This window comes from Collinsella aerofaciens, from assembly GCF_032584215.1.
Classification (GTDB): domain Bacteria; phylum Actinomycetota; class Coriobacteriia; order Coriobacteriales; family Coriobacteriaceae; genus Collinsella.
This window is the reverse complement of the sequence record NZ_JAWHPN010000067.1, coordinates 1-849: the sequence shown is the minus strand read 5'-3', so window position 1 is coordinate 849 and position 849 is coordinate 1. Positions and strand designations below refer to the sequence as shown.

Genomic DNA, 849 nt, shown 5'->3' with positions numbered 1-849 from the left:
TACCTGGATCGTTCTTCCCATATCGTGCGGGCTACTCCCATTGTCAGGGATGATGTCATCCGCTCTGCAAAAAGTGTATTCTATAAAGTCCAGAGCCGGGGCTTAAACCTTACTTTTGTAGATGTGCTGAAGCTCCGCCCCCAGCTCCTTGAACCGGAGCGCGGGATCTCTACCCCCAGTCTGGCCGCACAACTCGCGACCGCCACAGAGCGGGCAAAAGCCCAGCAGACAGAGCACCAGGCTCCTCTTCAGCAGAGGAAAGAGCCCTCATTAGATCGGTAAACAGCAATTTACATTTTGCTTGTTTCCTGCTATACTAAAAAATGAAAAGGCGTGGTGGTAGTCCTGGCCCGTCCAGGCCAGACGCACACGAGCAGTAAAAATTTGACACCGTTACCCTTAAGGGGGTCGAGCGGCAAAGGAAAGGAGTCAGGTAAAACCTGACTCCTTTCCTTATATGGTTTCCATCCGCCTCCAAGGTGGAGAGGGTACCATACTGCTCTCCCCCCTTCTGGTGGCCACCCAGCTCCCCAGGGCAGCTCCAGGCCGGCCAGCACCGTCCGCAGCCGCTTGATTCTACCCCCTTATATAATAAAGCGGTGGCATCATGAAAAAATCTCGCGATGCCACCGCTTTATTTCATTCTAAACTACTTTACTCTAATGGTAAATGTATTGCTTACAGATGTGCTCCCTGCTAATGTTGGTGCGATATCTCTTCCGACAACTTCAATCTTCCAAATCCCTCTCTGATTAAATTTTATGCTTGTCGAAATGGAAGAGGCATTCTGTACTGCCGGTGCCCATGCCGAAGACCCATCTGGTTTCGTAACACACATCGCCATCTGAT

General features: G+C 50.9%; 1 protein-coding gene. It reads left to right on the top strand.

Going from position 1 to position 849, the window contains the following annotated elements:
* A partial coding sequence (locus RX395_RS09765; protein ID WP_316367275.1) for a hypothetical protein occupies positions 1-282 on the top strand: 282 nt, incomplete at its 5' end.
* Positions 283-849: the final 567 nt, after the last annotated feature.